We start from the raw sequence: 21,602 nt of genomic DNA, 5'->3' as shown, positions 1-21,602 counted from the left end.
CAAAGGTTTTTAAACGATCGGACACGACAAGCGGACTAAAAATCCTGATACAAAAGACCAGCGGATTATAAATCCGCTGGAACCTTCTTATATATCTGCTGCGTAAGCGCGTAATGGTAGAACATTCTACAATTATTCACTGATTTTGCGGGCTTTTCTCTTCTGTCGCATCTATTCATTAAACAATAGTCGAATATTTATCCAAAGCCTTTCTCAAAGTTCTTTCCGAAACCGGTTTAGTCACAAAATCATTGCATCCCATCTCCAAAGCCAATTCTTTATCCGTTTCAAAAGCATAAGCCGTCAAAGCAATAATAGGAACCTCTTTGGAATAAGAACGAATGATATGCGTTGCTTCCAATCCATCCATGCGTGGCATTTTTATATCCATCAGAATTAAGTCCGGTTGATACTGCTTATACATTTCAATGGCTTCCACCCCATCCTTAGCCCAAAGCAATGTATATTCCCTGCCGATCAGATTCTTCAGCAGGATGAAATTACTTTCTACATCTTCCGCTACCAAAATCTTTTTGATCTGTTGCACACGATTTACAGTATTTCCTTTAGATTCCGTCTTTGACATTTTAAAGATTTCGCCGAGTTCTCCGGCTTCTTCATAAGGAATCGTGAAATAGAACGTAGAGCCTTTACCCAATTCAGAAGTCACCCCTATTTCTCCACCGATCTTTTCGATAATCATCTGACAGATAGATAGCCCTAATCCTGTGCCTTGAGCAAAAGAGTTCAGTTTGACAAAACGCTCGAAGACATGGTCTACTTTTTCCGGCTCTATTCCTATTCCTGTATCCTTCACATATACACGAATATTTTTATCCGTCCGCTCAAAACCCAAACGAATCTCTCCTGCATACGTAAATTTACTCGCATTAGTCAGGAAATTCGTTATCACCTGCATGATACGGTTCTGATCTCCCTCAATGAATAAATTCTCATCCTCATTATCAAAAACAAGAGTTACCCCTTCTTTCACACGTTCTTTATGAACAGCATAAATTGTCCGGCAAACTTCTCCCAGATTCATTGGACGCTTGATATATTCCAGTGTCCCGGCTTCTATCTTCGATAAATCCAGAATATCATTAATCAGTTGCAACAAAATATCCGAATTCTGATTGATAATACCCGAATAGAGCTTTTTCTCTTCAGCAGTTTCGGCAGCAGGCAATAATTGAGAGAATCCTACAATTGCATTCAGTGGTGTCCGGATCTCATGGCTCATATTAGCAAGGAAAGCACTTTTCAATCGGTCGGATTGCTCCGCCTTAATCCTTGCCTTTATCAGTTCCTGCTCAATATTCTGAAGATTAGTAATATCCCAAGAGATACCAATCAGCAACGGTTTGCGTCCTTCCATCGGCACAAGCGCCTTTAATGTCTGTACAATACGCGCTTTCCCAGTGGCGGAAAGATACGTTTCCTGCATATCAATACGCTTATGGGTCTGAAGTAATTCCAAATCATCCTTACGGAATTTCTCTGCGTCTCCATGACTCGGAAATACTTCATAGTCCGTATGTCCGATCGCTTTAGACGCCGGGATACCTGAATGGTCGGCAAATGCTTTGTTCCAATACAAATACCTAAAATCATTTTCCGGGTCTTTCACAAACAAATAGACTGGGATATTATTCAAAATACCATCCAGCAATAGATTTAGTTCGCGAAGTTCATCCTGTTTCTTTATAACATCAGTAATATCCTGTGTAAAGAACCAAGTCAGTTCTTCATTATTCTCACGAATCAGAAATGTAGATACTTGATGCATCCGCTCTTTATCTTCACCTTTCCGCATATAGGCAGCACGATAAGCAAAAGTGCCATCATTGTCACGTATTTCCTGAAGACGTCTTTCCCACGCCTCCTTTGTTGTCATAGAGACAGGCAGATCATATATCTTTTGGATACCCATCTGTTGGGTAACTCCGTATTCTTCTATAAATTGTTTATTTGCATAAACCAATGTCCCGTCTTCCGATACGGCAAGAATGCTGTCACTCACTTTATCGAGTACACTCTTGAAAACCTCCAGTTGCCTTTGCGTGGTCACCCGCTCTGTTATATCACGGCACATAATCAATACATACTCCTCATCCAACGGAAAGATACGATTTTCGTAATGATGATGTTCGCCATTAAAATCCAATTCATGATGGGCGGTTGAAACAGCTCCCGTGCTGACAGCCTGACGCATATTGGAGTGAATATTCTGATATGCTTCCGGTGGAACCATTTCTCGCATATACATTCCCTTAAAATCTTTGTTTGATATCCCGACATGATTGGTTTCTTCATTGGAAACAACTTCAATGCCTACTTCGTTCTGATTGAGACAGTCAGCATATCCGGCAAAGAGTCCAGAATCCTGACAGCATATTTTTCTTTGAAACTCACGGGACGATTACTTATATTCTCATTCCTAAGAATAGAAAGCTCCTTTTTGAGCTGCTCATTTTCTTTCTTTAGCGCTTCCAGCTGTTCTAATAGTGCTTTTTGGTTTTGTTCGGTGTTCATGATATATCAGAATAAATGCGTACTTATCTGCCAAAAGTAAATATTTTTTTGAAGATAAGTACGCAAAAGCTAGTTTTTTTTTGAAAATCATTCAATTACCATGATCCGGTCGTTCAATCCCACCTTCATACCATCTTCCACAAATACCTCTTTAACTACTCCATCCGTCACCGAACGTATCTCATTCTCCATCTTCATTGCCACCAATACGCAAAGCGGATCGCCACGTTTCACACTATCTCCTTTCTTTACATACGTCTTCAGTATTACTCCCGGCATCGGTGCCTGTACTACCTGACGTCCTACAGACTCAGCAGCAGTGCGGGCATTATGTATCTTCTCCATTTCTCCCTGCAATTCAATCTGATAAAGCTCCCCTTTATTCATGATTGTATATGAATTATTGGAAGAGGGAGAAATCTGCACTCCATGCGAGTGGTGATCGATGATAATTGAATGGATAGAGTCGCCACCCATGTTATAATCGACCTCATATATCTTACCATTGACTGCAATCTTCTTGATTGGTCCGTCCTCCAGTATTTCCACCTTATATTCACTATCCGGCATGTCCTGGAGCTTGGCGTAATATGTAGCTAATGTTGTACCCATAATCTGTTCTGTTATTTTTTAGTCTTACATCAATAATTATTAGCAGTCATCTGCAACTTACCATAATACTTCCAGAGCGATTCGCCTACCACCGGAAGCGTTGTGGCACGGGAAGCCGCTTCTTTCTCCCGTTCGTAGTGTCTCACTGCGGCAGCAATGACAGCCACTGTCGGATCGGTATTCTGACGGCGTTTCAGATCTTCCTTATCAAAGCGCGTATCAATAAACGTTGTATCATATTCGCCTTTCAGGAAAGCTGCATTCTTCAATACACGTTGATGGAAAGGAATTGTTGTTTTAATTCCCAAAATCTTATACTCGCGCAAAGCACGTGCCATATTGGAAATGGCAGAAGCACGGGTACGTCCCCAACAACATAGCTTGGCAATCATCGGGTCATAATGCAGAGAGACTTCAAATCCGGCATAAGCGGCACTGTCAAGACGCAGGTTACGCCCTTCGGGAGCTTCACGAACAGTAATCACCCCGGGAGAAGGCATGAAGTTATTCTCCGGATCTTCCGCATAAATACGACATTCGATAGCTGCTCCGCTAAACTGAATATCATCCTGTTTATAAGGTAACGGATTTCCGGCGGCAACTGTTATCATATCCCGAACCAGGTCAACTCCCGTACATTCCTCCGTCACAGGATGTTCCACCTGCAAACGGGTATTCATCTCGAGGAAGTAGAAGTTTTGGTCTTTATCCATCATAAACTCCAATGTCCCGGCACTGTAATATCCTATTTTCTTACAGGCTTCCACAGCAACCTTCAACATCTTCTTTCTCGTCTCTTCTTTCACAAAAGGAGAAGGACTTTCCTCTATCACTTTTTGGTTACGACGCTGAATGGAACATTCACGTTCGTAAAGATGGACCACATTGCCATATTTATCTCCCATGATCTGAACTTCGATATGATGGGGATTTTCGATGTATTTCTCAATATATACCGCATCATTGCCAAAAGAAGTCCCTGCTTCGGATTGCGACAAACGAAGAGCCGTTTCCACTTCTTCTTCCGTACGTACCAAGCGCATTCCTTTTCCTCCACCTCCGGCAAGTGCTTTCAGCATAATGGGATAACCCACTTCATTGGCCACTTTCTTCACTTCATCAATCCCCTGCACAGGTGTCTCGGTTCCGGGAACAATGGGTAATCCTGCTTCACGCATAATCTTACGGGCTTCTGTCTTGATTCCCATTTTGGAAATAATGTCCGCACTCGGTCCGATAAAAATCACTCCTTCTTCTTCACAACGACGGGCAAAATCCGCATTCTCCGACAAGAAACCATATCCCGGATGAATAGCGGCTCCGGTCTCTTTGGCAATGGATAATATCAATTCCGGCTTCAGGTAGGAAGTATCTTCAGGCGATTCGGAGATGCAATAGGCTTCTTCCGCATAACGCACGTGCAAAGCTCCTCGGTCTACATGGGTATAAACAGCCACCGTCGAGATATTCATCACCCGACAGGTACGGAAGATTCGCATCGCTATTTCACCGCGGTTGGCTACTAATATTTTCTTTATCATAATCTTTTTATTCTTTTAATGAACACTCTCCATTCTCAACTCTCCACTCTCAACTTATTAAAGCGGAAGATTCGAATGTTTCTTAGGAGGATTAGACTGCCGTTTGTTGGCAAGCATCTCGAAACTTCGAATCAACCGCAAACGGGTTACCGCCGGATCAATCACTTCATCCACATATCCCAATTCCGCCGCCCGGTAAGGTTGGCAAACTTCCCGCGATAATCATCCTGAAGTTCTTTCCGTTTTTCTTCGGGATTTCCGGCCTTATCTATATCCTTACGGAAAAGGATATTCACAGCTCCATCCGGTCCCATCACTGCTATTTCGGCAGTAGGAAAAGCAAGATTGACATCTCCGCGGATATGCTTGGAGCTCATCACATCATAAGCGCCACCGTATGCTTTGCGGGTGATAACCGTAACTTTCGGCACTGTAGCCTCACAATAAGCATAAAGCAATTTTGCCCCGTTACGGATAATTCCGCCATATTCCTGATCGATTCCCGGAAGGAATCCCGGCACATCTACCAATGTCAGTAAAGGGATATTGAAAGCATCGCAGAAGCGGACAAAACGGGCAGCTTTGACAGATGCGTTAATATCCAGTGTACCAGCAAGTACCAATGGCTGATTAGCCACCACTCCCACTGTTTTTCCATTCAGCCGGATATAGCCGGTCACAATATTCGCTGCATATTCTGCCTGAAGTTCGAAGAAACTATTATCATCAGCCACTGCTTCAATCATTTCTTTTATATTATACGGCTGATTCGGATTGGTTGGAATCAAATTAGCCAGTTCCGGAGTCAGACGGGTCGGCGAATCGTTTGTAGCTACAAACGGAGGCTCTTCCATATTATTTCCCGGCAGATAGGAAATCAATTCACGAATATAATTAATACACTCAATATCATTCTCCGCAGAAAGATGGGCTACACCGGACTTTGTCATGTGTACGCCTACTCCGCCGAGTTCCTCTTTAGTGACTTCTTCCTGTGTCACACTTCTCACCACATCCGGTCCTGTAATAAACATATAACCGGAATTTTTCACCATCAGGATAAAATCTGTCAATGCAGGAGAATAAACCGCACCTCCGGCACATGGCCCATGATCGCGCTAATCTGTGGAATCACTCCGGATGCCATAGAGTTGCGCAGGAATATCTCGGCATATCCGGCCAAAGAACGTACCCCTTCCTGAATTCGTGCACCGCCCGAGTCATTCAATCCGATGATGGGTGCTCCCATTTGCATAGCCATGTCCATCACTTTACAAATTTTCTTAGCGTGCGTTTCCGAAAGAGCTCCACCAAATACGGTGAAATCCTGTGCAAAGACATAGACCAGGCGCTTGCCAATCATACCGTATCCCGTCACTACCCCGTCTCCGGCAAATTTCTGCTTTTCCATACCGAAATCGGTACACCGATGGGTTACCAACTTATCCAGTTCGATAAACGAACCTTTCTCCAATAATAAATCGATGCGTTCACGGGCGGTCAGTTTTCCCACAGAATGTTGTTTTTCAATGCGAGCGTCTCCGCCGCCTTTTTCTGCTTTCCTGTTCAGTTCTTCCAGGTTGTTAATAAGCTCTTTCATAGGCTATAGTTATTAAAGTTGTATGTGTGTGTAAAAATAAACAGTAATATATGAAATCATTGTCATATTGATTACACAAAGTACTTTTATATAATGAACGCCTCATGTGTGGAAAATGTTAGCATTTATGCCTTAAAACATCTTTATCCATTTATTTAGGGAGCTTTTTTTGCAGGTTGCGACAACAAACTTCCCCGCTTTTCTGTTTATCGCTTATCATTTTTAATAAAACCTATACCGTTGTCAACTTCGATGTTGAACAAGGCCGCATCATTATCCGGGAAAATCCGAAATACCTTAGTCTGAACGAAATGTATCAGGTAGCCAACAACTATCCGAAAGGCAGCAAAGACTTCGTTAATGTATTCGATATCGCCGTGCGGATGTATCCGACTGATGCCGTAGCCAACCTGAATGCAGGAGCTGTCGCTTTATCACAAAAAGACTTGAATGCAGCAGTGAAGTTTATGGAGAAAGCCGACCACAATACTGCCGAGTTCATCAACAATACCGGAGTCTACAATTTCCTTAACGGGGATATTAACCGTGCCATGGCTGCATTCGAGCAGGCAGCAAAGCTAGGTAACGAAGCTGCGCTGGCCAACTTAAAACAATTACAACAAATTCTTAGCGTGAAGATGAAATAAACAGAAAATTTTTTTTATTCAACCGACCAAAGTGAGACGTTTGTTTGTTATATCAATAATAAACGACGTTCCACTTTTTAAATCTGATAATTATGACCTTGATCCTTGCTATTATTCCGGTGTTACTGTTGATTATATTAATGGCATTCTTTAAAATGCCGGGTGACAAAAGTAGTATCATTTCTCTGATCGTGACGATGCTGATTGCTATTTTCGGCTTCGCTTTTTCAGTAGACAATCTGTTTTACTCCTTTTTATATGGGGCGTTAAAAGCCGTCTCTCCTATCTTAATCATTATCCTGATGGCTATTTTCAGTTATAACGTATTGTTGAAAACAAAAAAGATGGAGATTATCAAACAGCAATTCGCTTCTATTTCTACCGATAAAAGTATTCAGGTGTTATTACTGACTTGGGGATTCGGAGGACTACTGGAAGCGATGGCCGGCTTCGGGACAGCAGTTGCCATTCCGGCAGCCATTCTTATCAGTCTGGGATTTAAGCCTATCTTTTCGGCAACCGTAAGTTTGATAGCCAATAGTGTAGCCACCGCTTTCGGAGCGATCGGAACTCCGGTATTAGTGCTGGCCAAAGAAACGAATTTGGATGTATTGCATCTTAGCACGAATGTCGTATTGCAGTTATCCGTTTTGATGTTCCTGATTCCGCTGGTTTTACTTTTCCTTACTGACTCCAAACTTAAATCGCTTCCCAAAAATATATTTCTTGCCTTATTAGTAGGTGGAGTTTCTTTAGTCAGCCAATATCTGGCTGCCAAGTACATGGGTGCTGAATCTCCGGCCATTATCGGCAGTATTCTTTCGATTATCGTGATTGTTCTTTATGGAAAACTGACTGCCTCTAAAGAAGAGAAAGCACGGAAAAGCCATCTGAGAACAAAAGATATACTGAATGCATGGAGCATCTATTTGCTGATTCTATTTTTAATCATCCTGACCAGTCCCCTCTTCCCGGAATTGCGTCATACATTAGAGAATAACTGGATAACCCGAATCAGTTTGCCCATCAATGCTTCCACCGTCAATTATACCATTTCCTGGCTAACTCATGCCGGGGTATTGCTTTTCATCGGAACTTTTATCGGTGGATTAATTCAAGGAGCTAAAGTAAAAGACCTGTTCATCGTTCTTTGGAATACAGTGAAGCAATTAAAGAAAACATTCATCACCGTGATCTGCCTTGTGGGATTATCCACAATTATGGATAGTGCCGGAATGATTGCTGTGATTGCCACGGCACTGGCTACGGCTACGGGAAGTTTGTATCCACTGTTTGCTCCGGTCATCGGTTGTCTGGGAACGTTTATCACCGGAAGCGACACCTCTTCCAATATCCTTTTCGGAAAGTTGCAAGCAAGTGTTGCAGGGCAAATTCATGTCAGCCCGGATTGGCTGTCCGCTGCAAATACAGTAGGTGCTACAGGTGGTAAGATTATCTCTCCGCAAAGTATTGCCATTGCTACTTCTGCGGGAAACCAACAGGGAAAAGAAGGTGAAATACTGAAAGCGGCTATTCCTTATGCGTTGGTGTATGTGGCAATTACCGGAATTATTGTTTATATTTTCAGTTGATTACCCCAAAGATATCTCTAATAAGTTTACGATGTCTTTACCCTCACACCCTCTCCCTATTAGCTCAAACCGCTTATTCATCATGGTTACAGGTGGGAGGGTAAACGGTTACTTTCAACCTGCCTCGTAATTACTCACTGGAAAATTTCCGGTTAACAGTAGTTCCACTTTGTTTCATTACTTGGGACAAAGTGTTTCACACCGGGAAACAAAGCGTTTCAAGCATTGAAACAAAGTGTTTCACACCGAGAAACGAACTGTTTCAAGGCTGAAACATATTTTGAAACTATTCGGTCATTATTTGTATAAGTTCTATAAGTTACTTATACCACATGATATACCACTTCATGCGCTTCCGTCAGTTGAGGAACCTCCAGTTTATCCAACATCTTATCCAATACAGATTCAGGAAGTGCATATTCCCTGCTTTTATTTTGTTGACGCCAAGTGTGATATGGCTGTTCCAGATAGACTATCTTCACTTTTGCACCATAATCAACAAACAGATCAATCAGTTGGGCACGCATCTGACGAGTTATGTTAGTAGCATTCCAAACAAAATCCTGTCCTTTGCGAAGATACGTTCTGGCTTCTTCCTTCGCCATTTGCACTACCCGTCCATTCGCCGACTTATCCGTGGGACTCAATTTGTACTTGCGACGAATGGCATCCAAGCTCACCACCGGCATATCCATGCCAGCAGACTGAATATAATAGTCTTTCCCCATTCCCGGAAGTCCTGACAACATCGTCACTTCACATTTAAACTGTTCGTGAGGGATATAATCAATATAACTGTCTTCTGCATGGAAGTAATGAAAGCGTGCACAATCTGTGGCAAACTCTCTCGGTTTACTCCAACAATCTTGTTCACGGCAGAAAATCTCAAACAGTTCCACAGCTTCCAACAGCCCATTCTTATCTTCACAAATACGTCCTCTGATATCAGCGTCGGCCAACATCTTCAACAATGAAGTATCTACCCGTAAAGAAGCTTCACAGAGTTTCTTTACAGAATCCGGTTTCTCCATCAGCCAAACAGGCAATCCGTGATACCGGACTAAAGACGCAATCTGTTCCCGGATATGGAACGGAGCAGGACAATCCCGGTATAAAACAGTACGGGCAGTGTACTCTCCTTTTCTGGCGTGCCCTTTAGCAGATACCCGTCCCTCTCCTTCATCCACGGAAGTCGAACGTTTTTCAACATCATGTAACAATGCAGATGTCCAAATAATTTCTTTCCCCAAGGTGGAGAGAGTCTGATAAGCAGAAGACTGCTGCAATGCTTCCAACACCATACGGGTATGCTCGCCCACACTTCCCTCCGCATGATAACGAGTATCCTGCGGGACGACATTCATTTCGCGTACCCACTCGAACTGTCGTTCGAGCGAGCACCATGATTTATCTTCTATCAATTTCCAATTCATCATTATTCTCCTTTTCATTACTCAATTCCCAGACAAGCGGGGCACGTTTCCAATTACGCGTCCAATGCTCATCTGTTTTGACGTGTCCTTTTCGCACATACTTAAACACATGATGCGCAAATTCGCTTACCGGATATTCCTCGATATTGCGGCTGACTACTCCTTCACGAGTACAAGCCACTTTCGTCCACGGATCACATGAACCGAAAACAGACGGGTCTTGTGACATATCGATGATTTCCTGTTTTAAAAGCTCCGGCGTTAAACCGGAAACAGGTTCTATCTTCAACTCCGGAACAGTAGGCAAGTCAAATAAAGCTGCATAAAACTTCACTTCTTCCCATGACAACCATTGATCCATGCAACGAACTGCAAAGATATAAAAATGCGTTTCTAATCGCTGATATTCAATAGAATGTATGGCGTATAGATTTTCTCCAAAGATTTCTATATCACCCAAATCATTCTTTATCAATTCCCAACGTTCCCGCAGTTGCCTCGTCCAGGGTGAAGTGGTGGAAGCCGTATGCGAACGGGCAAAGACACCCCACTGACTCAAACAATTATTCTCTCCATCCAACTTCTCGGTATGCACCAATGTCTTAATCCGTTGGATATCTTCCCAATACGTATGATTAATTCGGTCATCACTAGTCGTTCCGGGAGAGAACGGATAGTGATAGGTACGACCATATTTCTCTGATATCATCTTCTTCTTTTTTTTTAATTAAATACTTATTCTTTTTTGCACAGCTAAACAGCACTAAAGCCACTACCCGGCAACATTCCGCAGGTCCTCTGCCGGAAGTAATTTGTAAATAGACTTTTTCTTTCATCGCATCATTCCTTATTCATTCGTACAATGCGAGGCATAAATTTGCCTTGCACTTCCACCAGTGTCTCCTGCGTATACATCACTCTGTCAATGTCCTTGTATGCCAACGGCATTTCTTCCACGCTCCCACCAATCAAAGTTACTCCTGCTTGCGACAGTAACTTCTTCAAAGCCGATTGCGTAAAACTATCTTTTGCCTTTTGGCGGGACATTGCCCTGCCGGCTCCATGAGAAGCCGAATTCAACGCTTCTTCCACCCCTTTGCCACAAACCAGATAACCCGGGGTAGCCATACTTCCGGGAATCAATCCCGCTTGTCCCTTTTGCGCCGGAGTAGCCCCTTTACGATGAACGATTGACATACGCCCCGGTATTATTTCCTCTTTCCAAGCGAAGTTATGATGGTTATTGACATTAGCGAGAGGCTTCAACCCCAAGGCTTTCGCCAAATTCAAATGAATCCGTTCATGACAGGCACGGGCATAATCACCCGCCAGATTCATACTCATCCAATACTCCTGCCCCTCTTCCGTGTTCAAATCCAGCCAGGCAAAATGTTGTGCTTCACGGGGAAGCCTGCACACTTCACGTGCCAGCAGACTGTAATGTTTTGCAATTGCAGCCCCCAATCCTCGTGAACCGGAATGTGACAGCAATGCCAAGTAACTTCCTTCCGGAAGATTCAGTACGTTTTTTTCTTGCAAAGTGATCTCGCCGAACTCTACAAAATGATTGCCACCACCGGAACTCCCCAGTTGACGGACGGCCTTTCCATGCAAATCCCTCAATAAAGGCGTCAGACGGAATTCCTCCCTATCCAACACTTCATGTTCCTGCTTAAAACCCAATCCGCCATCCATACCGAAATGGGTGAAATCTTTCAAGGCTTCTTTCATCTGATAGGCATACCGTTTCAGAAAATCTGCTCCGGCATCGAATACTGTCAGACTCATCCGGCAGCCGATATCAACTCCTACGGCATACGGAATCACCGCATTATCCGTAGCAAGCACTCCACCGATAGGCAACCCGTATCCGGCATGAGCGTCAGGCATCAAGCTCCGGCCACTGTTATAGCAAGCGCATAGCCAGGTTCATCTGTTGTTTGGCAAGCGTCTCGATAAATTTACCTCCATAGGTTTTATACATCAACGGCTCATCCAGTAAATCATAAGCTATAAACTCTTTCGCTATTATAGTCGGCGAAAGGCGTTCGGCCAGCTTATTCCATATTTCATTGTTTTTGTAAGATTCGGGATGCTCGAGTATATCGCTCAATGTCATTTCAATCTGTTCTTTCGTGTTATATTTGCAATGTTTGCTCACAATGTCCACTACCAGACTACGGGCAACATTATCCCGGTATCCCAGTTTACTTAAATCTTTTAATCGTATTCCCATACTCTTTTTTCATTCGCATACAACATTCCCTGTCAGCCTCACCGGCAAACGACGATGCAATACACGTGATACCAATGCTTAGGATACGGATATAAAATACCCTCCCACCGCATTGAAGTGATTAATTAAAAAAATAATAAATGTGATTGCAGGACTAATCAACCATTGCCGCCTGTTAGTAGAATTGCGGTCAATGTAAGAACCATCAGTTCAATATAAAAAATAATAAGTTGCAAAGCCTCATTCTCCCGACGAGACAACTTAGTCCTAATTTGAAAATATTATAACTCCAACATAATTAATACCCTTTCCATCAATTTTAAAGGGTGAATACTCATTTTATCGCGGCAAAAGTAGTGCTTATTTTTATATCTTCCAAAGATTAATAGACAAATTTTAGTGTTCAATAACTATCCGAGGGAAGTTTTGCCAAGAATTTCTGTCAAATTGCTATTTTATGGTCCCTTTATATCGTCTATCTTTGCATCAGATAAAAACAAAAAGAAAGATAATATATGAAACGGATAAAAAGCTTATTAAGTGTCTTCGTCTTGACACTGGCAGCCACGGCTTGCGCGGGAAACAGCGGAGAAAATAAAAAAAGCAATGAACCAACAAAGGAGGACAATAAAATGGAAGTAGTAGCATTAAATAAAGCAGATTTTTTAAAGAAGGTATATAACTATGAAGCCAATCCAAACGATTGGAAATTTGAAGGCAGCCGTCCTGCCATCGTAGATTTCTATGCTACCTGGTGCGGTCCCTGCAAAGTGATGCACCCGATTCTGGAAGAACTTAGCAAAGAATATAGCGGCAAAGTAGATATCTACCAGATTGATGTGGACAAAGAACAGGATCTGGCAGCGGCATTCGGTATCCGCAGCATCCCTACCCTATTGATGATTCCGATGAAAGAGGAACCGAGAATCATGCAGGGAGCTATGCCTAAAGACCAGCTTAAAAAAGCAATTGATGAATTTCTTCTGAAACAAAATAACGAAGCAAAGCAATAGACTCGACTTTTTCTTCGTCATGACAACTGCCCCTCTATTCGTCTTTAGAAGATGGATAGAGGGCTGTTTATATATGCCAAATGATAAGAACAAACATATTTGCATATATTCGCACTTCACTTTATCTTCTTATTTATATTTCAAATTGAAAAAATGCAGAAACATTGAATAATACTACATCACGATCTCACACTCTTTGTTTCATCACAAACCCCTCAAAGAAGTCGTCGCGATAACTGTTACCGATAGCTATTTCATACGATTTTATGAATATATCATTATTGTCAAATGATTCGATGTGACCGGTATTGACAATATATGACTTATTCACTCGCAGGAAGGTTGATTTGGGTAACAAATCGAATATGGCTTTCAAACTCATACGGGTGATAATACGCTGATCGCTAAGTTGGATTATAACGTAATCTTTCAATCCTTCAATAAAGAGAATATCGGAGAAGTTGACTTTGAAATACCGGCGTTCTGCTTTCACAAAAAAATAGTCGGCAGTAACCACTGTTTCGATGGCTTCTTTCTCTTTTTTCAGTAACAAAGAATGGTAAGACAAAGCCTTATCCACAGCTTTTTGAAAACGCTCCGCTTCAACAGGCTTAATCAAATAATCTATCGCATCCACTTCGTAACTGTCCAGTGCATACTCTGTGTAGGCTGTGGTAAAAATGACCAGTGTTTTCTTTGAAATCGTACGTGCAAACTCAATTCCTGTAATCCCTGGCATCTGAATGTCAAGAAAAACCAAATCAGTCACATGTTGCTCCATGAAATCGGAAGCAGTGGACACACTATTAAAACTCCCGATTAATTGAAGGTTATTCGATTCTTCTATCAATAGCTTCATGGCTTCACGTGCCAATGGTTCATCGTCTACAATAATACAATTCATAATATTATACTTAAAATTACAGTATATTTATTTTCATTCTCTATCTGCTTCAGTTCATACCGACCGGGATACAACAGCCCCAATCTGCGTTGAATATTCACAAGTCCTATCCCTCCGACTTTCCCTTTACTAACGGCAACTTCCGGTGTGGAATTCTCGCATCGAAACTCTAATCTATCATTATCAACCTTAAACGAAACGTGCACATACGAAGGATGCTCGCTGTCAAAACTATGCTTTACCGCATTCTCCACAAAAGGAATAAACAATAACGGCTGAATCCAAATGGAATCTGTCTTTCCATGTTCCTCCATCGTAAACTGAAAATTATCACGACGGATCTTTTCCAGATTCAGATAATCATTTAAGAAACGGATATCCGATGCTAACGAGACTCTTTCTCGCGAACTGTCATTTATCTGATAGCGCAATAAATCCTCTAATTTGAAAAGTACTTTGGATGCTTCTTCCGGATTTCTCTTTATCAGGACATTGGCATTATTCAGCATATTAAAAAGAAAATGCGGATTAATCTGATTTTTAAGAAACTTCAGTTCCGACTGTAAAGTCGTGGATTCCAGTTCATCAATACGCAGGTTGTAGCGTAGCCAATGCATGAACAATGAGATAGCTGCAGAGCCTGCCATGACAAAGCCAATGGTCAGTATGCCCGAAAAAGCATTGATAAAAGTGGCAAAGCCATTGGGATCTTTTCCGGGCAGAATCACTTCAAAAAGCAAACCTTGGGTAACTGAAAGAAAAGTAATGACTGCTATATTTGTAATGACTGCCATCAACACATAACTACCCCAACGATTCTTCAACAGGAAATAAGGAACCAATACATACAGGTTTATATATATCACCATATTCATAGAAGCAAAATATGCCAGACATCCGCCCAGTCGCCTCCCAAAAGAGACTGTTTGTAAAGGCTCATACCAAAGGACATTGATTGTTATCAAAACAACAACCAATTGCAGCAGCAAATGCCTGTATATCCGATAACGGGGACTCAATAGAAATGCAGTGACACTTTTATCATTCATGTTTCTGTCAGTGGTATTTTTATTGAAGTCATTACCATGATTGGTATCCATACTCATGACTCACCTCCTTTCAGTTCCAGCCATATACTGCCGACAGCCAATGATAATCTGTAACGGCTTCCATACAAAATATCCAATCTTTGTCTGATTCTTTCCAGCCCTTTATCGGACGACAAGAGATTTACTTCAGGACAAGCGCAAGCGAAAATAATCGTACCCTTTTCCGCTTTCAAATGAGTTTTCAATGAAACAGGAGGCTGCATCTGTTGCTCGTCTATTGCTTTGACTATATATTGTACAAAAGGGATGAAAAGCAAAGGTGGTACCAACATTCTGTTCACTTCGCCTTCGGAAGTAAATTCATAGTAAAATTGTGGTCGGGAGGTCTGTTCCAATGTCAGGTAATTAGTAAGAAATGTAATTTCGCTACTAAGCAAGACTTTGGCCCTATTGCAGTCATACAACTGATAGCGGAGAAGTTGGCTTAACTTCATCAACATCTTTGAGGCTGTTTCCGGCTCACTCAACGTTAATTCTCCCGATTGGTGCAATGTTTTAAAAAGAAGTTCAGGCTGATCTGTTCTTTTAACCGTTCCACTTCAGAAACGACATGGCTTTCTCCATTTGTGAAACACGCCGGTTGTTAATCATCCACTCTTTCAGAAGAACTGTCATCGTACCTCCTATCATACACAGCGTAGATAACATAAAAGAAGAAATATAGTCCACTACCATGTGCATCGAAAAATAAGAACCTCGCGCATGGAGTTCCGGCCAATAGGAATATGCCATGTATTCTATTGACATCTGTATCAACAGAGCTACGATCATCGCAGTAGAAAGCAATGACAAATAGGTCAGATAATGTCTCTTCAACAAATATTTCGGAAAGAGTTGGAAAAGATTCAAGTAGATAACCGCTACATAAGTGAGCAGGTAAAGAAAGGTAAATGTGTAAATCCATCCGCCCAATATATCCTTATAATCCAAAAAGATAATAAAGACCTGATTGAAAGAGATCGTCCCCAGCACCAGGATAAGTACCAAATACCGCATCCATCGTAAGTCCGGACTAACGAGAAATCGATATAAAAAGGTAGATTCACTACCTGTTGCAAGTGTTTCAGTTGTCATACGCTTTATTGGGGACGAAGATAAAACATTTTTCCGGTTAGACTCTATACCGTATCTCTAAAATTCAAGTTTATAACTCACATTCGTCAATATCGTAGAATTGTCGCTGACATCTATTTTTCCAGTTTTCACATTATATTCATGACCGTAATGTTCTTTAGCACCCGTAAAGTTAAGTCCTTTCACTGCAAATTCATGTGATACTTTTCTCTTGTTGATACGATAACTGACAGTATAATTACCAATCAACATAGGAGAATATTGTTTTGAGAAAGCTTTCGTTTCGTCATATTGCACTTCTTTATCCGGATGATTCATCGTTGCCTCCAAGTCAATCGGAGAATATCGATCACCACCTTGCAAGGTTAGTTTCAGATTGACACTAAGTATATTCTGTTTATTTCTTCCCAACATCCATTCTTTACCGATAAGTCCGTTTATCACATAATTACGGTTAAACTTCGTGTTATACCACACACCGTCCCCACCCCGGTAACGGGAATCAAACCAGGAACCCGAAATCATATAATAAAGTCCTTTCTCCAAAAAACGTTCGAAGGTAATGTCTATTCCCACATTGCGTCCTCTTCCTTTATTAACCAACGCATCTTCCACATAAAAATCAGAACGGTTAAGTACGGAGTAAGAACTATCCGCCATGACTGGGACATCATGCAAAAACTGGATATATGGTTCTATCTTCAGATTCATGCGATCAGAAATCTTGTAACCGAATGATAACATAATGTGCTGTGCTTTTGTAAAATCAAGATCTTTATTGACGGATTGATTGCCTGTACTTTTCGTTTTAACAAAATATACATCCATCTTTTCCATGCGACTGTACATTCCATAAGCCAACGCGAAGGTTGCTTTTGGAGTAGCTTGCCACTTCAGGCCAACCCGTGGTTCTACAGACCATTTATTGTTCAGAGTCAGAAGCTGTCCATAGATTCCTGCATTAAGGGTCCAACGCTCTGTTAATCCCACCGATGAACTATTGTAGGCTGAAATCAGACTTGTATTACCTTTTCCTTGAGATACAATTTCCAGTGGTTCGGCTTCATAAGGAGCAATGGAAAGATCCATTTTGTAGAACATATTGGTATAAGTGAATCCTGTCTTGTTCGTAAAACGGTTACTGAATTTACGATTAAAGGTGGTGGTAAATATCAGGTTGGTATATTTTGAATCAAGATCCATATAAGGAGTAGACTCCATCGAATGGTTGAACAAGGTTGCTCCTCCGTCGAGTTGCGAATAGGTAGCGGCTATCGTGGTCTTCAATGATGCGTCATTATTAAAGAAATAACGATGGCTGACACCTCCGGCTGCCATATATTGCTTGTCTCTTGATTCACTGCGGTCGCCCCAATAATCCCATTTCTCTGTGTTCTTTTCAAAATCACTGGTGAACTTATCAATCAGGCTCGTTCCCCAAACAGAGAATGTTCCGGCTTTCCGTGTCGGAAAGTTGAGTTTGAGGTTCAGGTCCTGATAATCCATCGTTCCTCCTTCAAGATTCAGAAGGCCGGTTGTAGAATAACGGTAATTGAAAATATACGATGCTTTATGTTTCTTGCTCAAAGGGCCTTCGGAAGCGACGTCGATTCCCATAATTCCCACCTGAATGGTATTTTCGTTCTTTTGGTTGTTGCCGTTACGCAATTTCATGTCAAAGACTCCGGATACTGCATTTCCATATTCGGCAGGAAATGCTCCGGTGAAAAAATCAGAGTTTCCAAGCACTTGTGAACTTAGAGAGGAAAGGATTCCTCCACCCAACGTAGCGATGTCCGCAAAATGATTCGGATTAGGAATTTCGACATCCTCCAGTCTCCATTGCAACAGATGTGGGGCATTGCCATGAATAGAAATTCCATTGGAAGAAACGCTGGGAGCTACTCCGGCAAAAGCAGAAACCAAACGTGCGGGATCATCAAATCCACCTGCATAACGGCTCGCTTCTTCTACACTCAACATACGTGCTCCGGTAGTAGCCATCTTATTCATTGCTTCTTCCTTGTTCGTCCGCGCACGAATTATCACTTCGTTTAATTCGTTCACGCTTTCTTTCAAAGGTATTTCCAAATATATTTCCTTGGCGGAGGTCACCAGTATTTCTCTGAAAATGCCCGGTTCATATCCCATAAACGCAGCTTCTACGGTATGTCGGCCGACAGGAACCTGCGGTATACTGAAACGACCAAGACTGTCTGTTATCGTACCCGCCCCCTCTTTTTCAGATAGCTTTACTGTTGCATACGGTATCGGAAACTTCGAGTCTCCATCTATAACAATCCCACGGATGGTCTGCACCGGACGTCCTTTCCGCCCTGTTGTCTGGCTAAATACTGTTACAGACACAAATAAAGCGGTCAATAATAGGATCCATCCACCATAACGATATATTTTCCGGGAAAGTTCTTCACTTAGAACTTTTTCAAAAGTTTTGAGCACTGTCCCACACTCATCTAAAGAGACGCCCGACTGAATAGATATTTTCTCTAATAATCTAGTTTTATTCATCTTCATGATTTTATTCCGTTTTAATTTCGTCACGAAGATAAGGCAGAGATCAGCACTAATTTTTCAAATGAGACGAACGCGTCCCATTTGTAGACTAAATGCAAAATTAGCAAGATGAAAAATAAAAGAAAAGAAGAATATCGCTTTTAAAGGATATATAACCCATTCTAAAGGTGGTGTGACTTTCATTAAAGTCCTTTGGTAATTACAGGCAACCCAAATAAGCCCTTTTGCAAAGTCAGAATCTTCGGCCGACCTGTCTTTGTTTTATTATAAGTAGAAGGAGATACATGCAATGTTTCTACATTCCCATTTTCAAAAGCTACCTGCAAATAATATTCTTTACGAACGCCATCCGACACATAACGATGTCTGCCGACCCTACGGGTTTTCTTATGTGTTTCTATATATTTTTTCTGTACCATGACTTTCTCTTCATGCGTGGAAGCAGAATCGGCGAACCAGTAATTCCCCCCAAGAAACAATACACAACTGATAGCACCGACACAAACCAAATGGCAACAACAATTAATTACTTTATTATCCATTGTTGTCAGCCAAATCCATCCTTTATAGAAAGGAATTGTTGCTATCACTATTATAAGTGCCACTCCAACAGGTATCCACCAGTCAGCCAATGTATCTTCGTATACTACATAGGCAACTCCACATGAAATCATAATCACGAGAATCATCAGGATACGAAGTGTATTAATGAACAGAGTTTTCATAATATTACCATTTTATATGCAAATATAAAAATAAGCAACCAAAAACAGGTATAATATCATTCATAAAAAATAATGCTGACACAAGTCGTTGGCTATTTGAACATAATAAATTAACTTTGCCTATATAACAATGAAAACTCCACTCATATAGATTTAGTAATAAACGGGATGCACAAAAATTCTAAATATCACATAATATACCAGACTCTTGACAAACTGGGAATAAAATACCAATGTTTACAGCATAATCCCATAATGACTATGGAGGAAGGGGCAGAAATATCCAAGATACTAGATTGTACTTCATGTAAGAGCCTGTTTCTCACCAATAAAAAACAAGAATACTACCTGCTTCTATTACCTGCAAACAAAAAACTTTCTACCCAAAAACTTGCACAACAAATAGGAAGCACACATCTTTCTTTTGCTTCTAAAGAGGCGGTGGGAAATATTTTATGTACTTATCCCGGAGCTATCAGTATTTTAGGACTAATTTATGATAATGAAAACAAAGTTCATTTATTAATTGATAAAGAGATTCTTGAAGCAACTTACATAGGATGTCATCCATGTGTAAACACATGCAGCCTGAAAATTAAACTTGAAGATATTCTAAAATTGTTATTACCGGAGATCAATCATAAAGATTTCACTATTGTAGAATTATAGAAAGATAGTCAAACAGAGCAGAATATATAACATAAAAAAAGGCTATCTATCCCAGACAGCCAATCTTTGTTAACCTTAAATCTAATACTATGAAAAACACAGTACAAAGATACGGACTTTTCGGTTATCTCCAAATTTTCAGGTCAAAGCAGCGCATCTTATAACATGGTTTAATAGAAACAACCAGTCCGTTAACATTTAACATAAATCGATTGGATATTAACGAATATCCGCTCAATGAAACCAAACTGTTTTCATATCGTTATCTCACCATAAAACAAACCTTTCCTATACCTTAATTGTTTATTATATAAACGAATTTTACACGATATGAGCACCAAAGAACAATACTGGAAATATTCCCTCATTGTCATCATCCTATTTATGGGGATCATTATCTTCCGACAAATCACTCCATTCCTGGGAGGATTATTGGGAGCACTCACTATCTATATTCTTGTACGTAGGCAGATGAATCACTTGGTAGAGAAAAGAAAACTAAAACGCAGTATAAGTGCCTTACTGATTACCACAGAAACGGTTTTCGTTTTTCTCATCCCTCTAGGACTAACTGTCTGGATGGTGGCAAATAAACTACAAGATATCAATCTGGACCCACAGACATATATTGCGCCTATCCAACAAGCAGCAGAACTTATCAAAGAGAAAACAGGATACGATGTATTAGGAAAAGATACGCTGACCTTCATAGTCTCCATACTTCCCCGCATCGGGCAGATCATAATGGAAAGCATCAGCAGCCTTGCCATCAACTTGTTCGTCATGATCTTTGTGCTTTACTTCATGCTGATCGGAGGGAAAAAGATGGAGGCATACGTCAATGATATTTTACCATTTAATGAAACCAATACGCAAGAAGTGATCCACGAAATCAATATGATCGTCCGTTCCAATGCCATCGGTATTCCTCTGCTGGCTATCATTCAAGGAGGAGTAGCCACGATAGGTTATCTTCTTTTCGGAGCACCCAACATCTTATTATTAGGGTTCCTGACCTGCTTTGCAACCATTATTCCGATGGTGGGCACTGCATTGGTATGGTTTCCCGTAGCCGCTTATCTGGCTATAAGCGGAGACTGGTTCAACGCCATCGGGATTGCCGCATACGGAGCCATCGTCGTATCACAGTCAGATAACCTGATCCGGTTTATTCTCCAAAAGAAAATGGCAGATACTCATCCGCTTATCACCATTTTCGGGGTAGTCATCGGTCTGCCGTTATTTGGGTTTATGGGAGTGATCTTCGGTCCGTTGTTGCTTGCATTATTCTTCCTTTTTGTAGATATGTTTAAAAAAGAATATCTGGACTTACGAAATAACCTCCCGTCGAGATGACAGAACTACCGAAAAATTGTG

12 protein-coding genes and 5 pseudogenes are annotated in these 21,602 nt (G+C 41.3%); 5 read left to right on the top strand and 12 right to left on the bottom strand.

Annotated features, from left to right (window positions below):
- Nucleotides 1–178: 178 nt before the first annotated feature.
- The 4 genes and pseudogenes from DXA05_RS05455 to DXA05_RS05440 form a co-directional block, all read right to left on the bottom strand.
- Nucleotides 179–2,535: pseudogene (locus tag DXA05_RS05455) on the bottom strand (PAS domain-containing protein).
- A gap of 87 nt (nt 2,536–2,622) precedes the next feature.
- The gene (locus DXA05_RS05450) at nt 2,623–3,147 is read right to left on the bottom strand and encodes a biotin/lipoyl-containing protein (RefSeq protein ID WP_004314803.1); all 525 of its coding nucleotides are present in this window, start codon (nt 3,145–3,147) and stop codon (nt 2,623–2,625) included.
- 29 nt (nt 3,148–3,176) lie between these two features.
- On the bottom strand, nt 3,177–4,688 hold the full coding sequence (gene accC, locus DXA05_RS05445; protein ID WP_128858885.1) for an acetyl-CoA carboxylase biotin carboxylase subunit: 1,512 nt from the start codon (nt 4,686–4,688) through the stop codon (nt 3,177–3,179).
- A 57-nt stretch (nt 4,689–4,745) separates the two neighbouring features.
- A pseudogene (locus tag DXA05_RS05440) lies at nt 4,746–6,288 on the bottom strand (acyl-CoA carboxylase subunit beta).
- Nucleotides 6,289–6,521: 233 nt separating this feature from the next.
- Here DXA05_RS05440 and DXA05_RS05435 point away from each other — a divergent pair.
- Nucleotides 6,522–6,935 (top strand): annotated as a pseudogene (locus DXA05_RS05435) (hypothetical protein); the annotation flags it as partial.
- A gap of 92 nt (nt 6,936–7,027) precedes the next feature.
- On the top strand, nt 7,028–8,527 hold the full coding sequence (locus tag DXA05_RS05430) for an L-lactate permease (RefSeq protein ID WP_015532946.1): 1,500 nt from the start codon (nt 7,028–7,030) through the stop codon (nt 8,525–8,527).
- A 323-nt stretch (nt 8,528–8,850) separates the two neighbouring features.
- Here DXA05_RS05430 and DXA05_RS05425 read toward each other — a convergent pair whose 3' ends face one another.
- From DXA05_RS05425 to DXA05_RS05410, 3 genes and pseudogenes are all read right to left on the bottom strand, one after another.
- Nucleotides 8,851–9,960 carry an AAA family ATPase gene (locus DXA05_RS05425; RefSeq protein ID WP_128858924.1) on the bottom strand — a complete coding sequence of 370 codons (1,110 nt, stop codon included), beginning with the start codon at nt 9,958–9,960 and terminating at the stop codon, nt 8,851–8,853.
- Nucleotides 9,935–10,669, bottom strand: a complete 735-nt coding sequence (locus DXA05_RS05420) for an RNA ligase family protein (RefSeq protein WP_128858884.1) — start codon at nt 10,667–10,669, stop codon at nt 9,935–9,937. Before DXA05_RS05420 ends, DXA05_RS05425 begins: the two co-directional genes overlap by 26 nt.
- 131 nt (nt 10,670–10,800) lie before the next feature.
- Nucleotides 10,801–12,196: pseudogene (locus DXA05_RS05410) on the bottom strand (RtcB family protein).
- A gap of 515 nt (nt 12,197–12,711) precedes the next feature.
- Here DXA05_RS05410 and trxA point away from each other — a divergent pair.
- Nucleotides 12,712–13,209, top strand: coding sequence for a thioredoxin (trxA, locus tag DXA05_RS05405; RefSeq protein WP_008025658.1), 498 nt, complete (start codon nt 12,712–12,714; stop codon nt 13,207–13,209).
- 187 nt (nt 13,210–13,396) lie between these two features.
- Here the strand turns inward: trxA and DXA05_RS05400 are convergent, their stop codons facing one another.
- From DXA05_RS05400 to DXA05_RS05380, 5 genes and pseudogenes are all read right to left on the bottom strand, one after another.
- Nucleotides 13,397–14,113, bottom strand: coding sequence for a LytTR family DNA-binding domain-containing protein (locus tag DXA05_RS05400; RefSeq protein ID WP_087318325.1), 717 nt, complete (start codon nt 14,111–14,113; stop codon nt 13,397–13,399).
- Complete coding sequence (locus DXA05_RS05395; protein ID WP_087318324.1) at nt 14,110–15,219, bottom strand: histidine kinase; 1,110 nt, start codon at nt 15,217–15,219, stop codon at nt 14,110–14,112. The genes DXA05_RS05400 and DXA05_RS05395 overlap by 4 nt, the downstream gene beginning before the upstream one ends.
- A pseudogene (locus tag DXA05_RS05390) lies at nt 15,216–16,296 on the bottom strand (histidine kinase). Before DXA05_RS05390 ends, DXA05_RS05395 begins: the two are co-directional and overlap by 4 nt.
- Nucleotides 16,297–16,353: 57 nt before the next feature.
- Nucleotides 16,354–18,831: a carboxypeptidase-like regulatory domain-containing protein gene (locus DXA05_RS05385; protein WP_128858883.1), complete on the bottom strand. Its 2,478-nt coding sequence runs from the start codon at nt 18,829–18,831 to the stop codon at nt 16,354–16,356.
- Nucleotides 18,832–19,013: 182 nt separating this feature from the next.
- Nucleotides 19,014–19,556 (bottom strand): hypothetical protein, encoded by a 543-nt coding sequence (locus tag DXA05_RS05380; protein WP_128858882.1) that lies wholly within the window; start codon nt 19,554–19,556, stop codon nt 19,014–19,016.
- A gap of 168 nt (nt 19,557–19,724) precedes the next feature.
- Between DXA05_RS05380 and DXA05_RS05375 the strand changes: the two genes are divergently transcribed.
- Both DXA05_RS05375 and DXA05_RS05370 read left to right on the top strand, forming a co-directional pair.
- Nucleotides 19,725–20,225 carry a prolyl-tRNA synthetase associated domain-containing protein gene (locus tag DXA05_RS05375; protein ID WP_128858881.1) on the top strand — a complete coding sequence of 167 codons (501 nt, stop codon included), beginning with the start codon at nt 19,725–19,727 and terminating at the stop codon, nt 20,223–20,225.
- Between the two features lie 330 nt (nt 20,226–20,555).
- Nucleotides 20,556–21,581, top strand: a complete 1,026-nt coding sequence (locus DXA05_RS05370; RefSeq protein WP_128858880.1) for an AI-2E family transporter — start codon at nt 20,556–20,558, stop codon at nt 21,579–21,581.
- The last annotated feature ends 21 nt before the right edge of the window (nt 21,582–21,602 follow it).

The sequence above is a fragment of the Bacteroides sp. AM54-2NS genome (assembly GCF_003602935.1).
In the GTDB taxonomy this organism is placed as follows: Bacteria; Bacteroidota; Bacteroidia; order Bacteroidales; family Bacteroidaceae; genus Bacteroides; species Bacteroides xylanisolvens.
The sequence above is the reverse complement of the archived record's forward strand: the minus strand, read 5'-3'. Positions and strand labels throughout refer to the sequence as shown.